The organism is Candidatus Ruminimicrobium bovinum (assembly GCF_902760015.1).
In the GTDB taxonomy this organism is placed as follows: Bacteria; Elusimicrobiota; Endomicrobiia; order Endomicrobiales; family Endomicrobiaceae; genus Ruminimicrobium; species Ruminimicrobium bovinum.
In genome coordinates this window covers 1-2,288 of the sequence record NZ_CACWEU010000012.1, presented here as the reverse complement: position 1 = coordinate 2,288, position 2,288 = coordinate 1, and the positions used below count along the sequence as shown (strand labels likewise).

General features: G+C 22.4%; 3 protein-coding genes and 1 pseudogene. All 4 read right to left on the bottom strand.

From position 1 onward, the window contains the following. Positions 1–212 (bottom strand): annotated as a pseudogene (locus ACMUOV_RS00335) (cytochrome C biogenesis protein CycH); the annotation flags it as partial. Positions 213–298: 86 nt separating this feature from the next. After that, complete coding sequence (locus tag ACMUOV_RS00330) at positions 299–1,105, bottom strand: hypothetical protein (protein ID WP_413852669.1); 807 nt, start codon at positions 1,103–1,105, stop codon at positions 299–301. A gap of 38 nt (positions 1,106–1,143) precedes the next feature. Further along, a complete protein-coding gene (locus ACMUOV_RS00325) occupies positions 1,144–1,809 on the bottom strand; it encodes a hypothetical protein (protein WP_413852667.1) in 666 nt (221 codons plus the stop codon). A 67-nt stretch (positions 1,810–1,876) separates the two neighbouring features. Continuing rightward, a partial coding sequence (locus tag ACMUOV_RS00320) for an agmatine deiminase family protein (RefSeq protein ID WP_413852665.1) occupies positions 1,877–2,288 on the bottom strand: 412 nt, incomplete at its 5' end.

Here is a 2,288-nt window from a genome sequence, read left to right as displayed (position 1 = left end):
GTTGTCAAGAAATCCTTGACAACTGAATTTTCTTCAAGTTCGCCGTCTTCAAAAATATTTTTAAGATGCAAACTGATATTTTGTTTTGTTGTTTCAAACAATTCTGCCATTGATTTTTGTGTAAGCCACAAAGTTTCATTATGAAGTTTTAAATCTACTTCTAAATTTCCGTCTTTTGTTTTGTAAATGATTATTTGGTTTTCTTTTTTCATAAAAAAACCCTCTATATAATTATTTTGTATAATTATACAAAAATATGTTTTAAAAGTCAAATTGTTGTTAGTTTATAGTTGATAATTTAATTGCGATTAAAACTTTCTTTATAATTTTTTAATTTTTCAAAACTATTATATTTTTTATAAAAAGTTTGTTTTTTATTTATTATATTCAAATATTGGTAATCTTTACCTAAATTCAAACAATTCAAATTTTCTTTATTCTTTTTTGAATATTCTTTATTTGATATTCTTGGTTGTTCAAATAAATTAGTAATATTAACTTCTTTATTTCTTCTTTTAATTACTAATTCTTCAATAACTTCTAATTCTTTAAAGAAACATTGCAAACATTTTGTTGGTTTATAAAATCTTATTATTCCTTTACAAATATTATTAATTCCCGAATATAAATTTTCTTCTTCGGTATCATTTATAAATGCACTTCTTATTAATATTGATAAATAATAATCTTTACTATTAGATATACAAACATCAACACCACCCCTAGCATAGTTAATTTTATTACTATCATCGTTTTTATATTTTTGAGAATATCTATGAAAATATAGTTTTCCAAATCTATCATTACCATTTTTATCTTTGCCTTTTTGTAAATCATTCATATGGCACATTCCATCATCAGGTCTATTATCTTTATTTAATTTTGAAAAATATATTTCTGTCTCTATAGGAATTATATTTATAACTTTTCCTTCATATTCAAAATTTAATTTATAATTTATTAAAAAATATTTATTTATTTTTTGTAATATCGGAAGTGCCTCATTTATATTTTTACAATTTTCAAAAAAATTATTAATATCTTCTATATTTGTTTCTTTTTTTATATCGTCCCAAAATTTTTTCTTTAATTCTTTATTTTCCATATAAAACTCCTTACTATACTGATTAAGATTATACTTTATCACTTTAATCCAAGTAAAACTCGTCGGTCATCATCCTTTACTCCATATGCTGATGGATGAGGCATTGTATAAATTTTTGCAGTTTTATATATTTCCTTAAGTTTATCTGTACATTTAATAGCTTTTTTACCTAATATAATAATATAGTCGCCTTTAAATATTTTTACAATTTCATTAACGAATTTTTCTTCTTCAACAAAACATTTTTTCACACCTTTCTCTTTTAATGATTTACAATGAACTATTTCTGTACTTACAGCATATTTGTCAAGTCGTTCTGTAGGGCTTAAATTTTTACTTTCAGGATAAAGCCACAAAACATATTTTGAAATTGATTGCCAAAATCTAGGGATTTTTTTATCAGCATTTACAAAACGATTATCAAAAAAATTTATAATATTTTCATCTGTCCAATCTTTTGTAGGGAAAATTTCATTTATTCCCAAAGATGGATTTGAACTTATAAATAGAACTTTAGCTTTTGATAAATGACCATTCCAAGGTTCTGGAAGGTGCATTTTGTTTATTCCATTATCAATTTGATTTTGTACAATTTCTTTGTAACAGCTTTCACAATCTTTATTATGACTTAACATGTCAAAAACAAATTGAGGTTCATAATTTCTTGCAATTTTTAATATTAATAGTTTTTCTTTGTTATTCATTTTATTTTCTATAACACATACTAAAAAACATAATAATTTAAATTATTATATCAAAATTAATATTATATTAATTTGACCAACTAATACAATTTAAAACTCCGCCATTTTTGGCTATTTCTGTGCAATCTATTTGCAGTATCTTATATTTATTGCCAAATATTTTATATAACGATATTAATATATTATTATCATTTTTTATGTTGAACTTCGGTAATATTATAACATCGTCAAATTGTAGGTAATTTATATATAAACCGATAGCATTTGTTATATTATCTGTTGACGGTATTTCGATATATTTTAAATTTTCTTTTTCCAAAACATCGGTTAATTTCTTTTTATATTTAATATGTTTTTTAAGATATTTATTAATTAAAGCTGTATTATCATTTACAAACCTAACCATACCGTCACTATGCCCGTAATCGTCGTATTCTTCTTCAATTATTATTATTTTGTTAAGTTTAAGTAAATCTTTT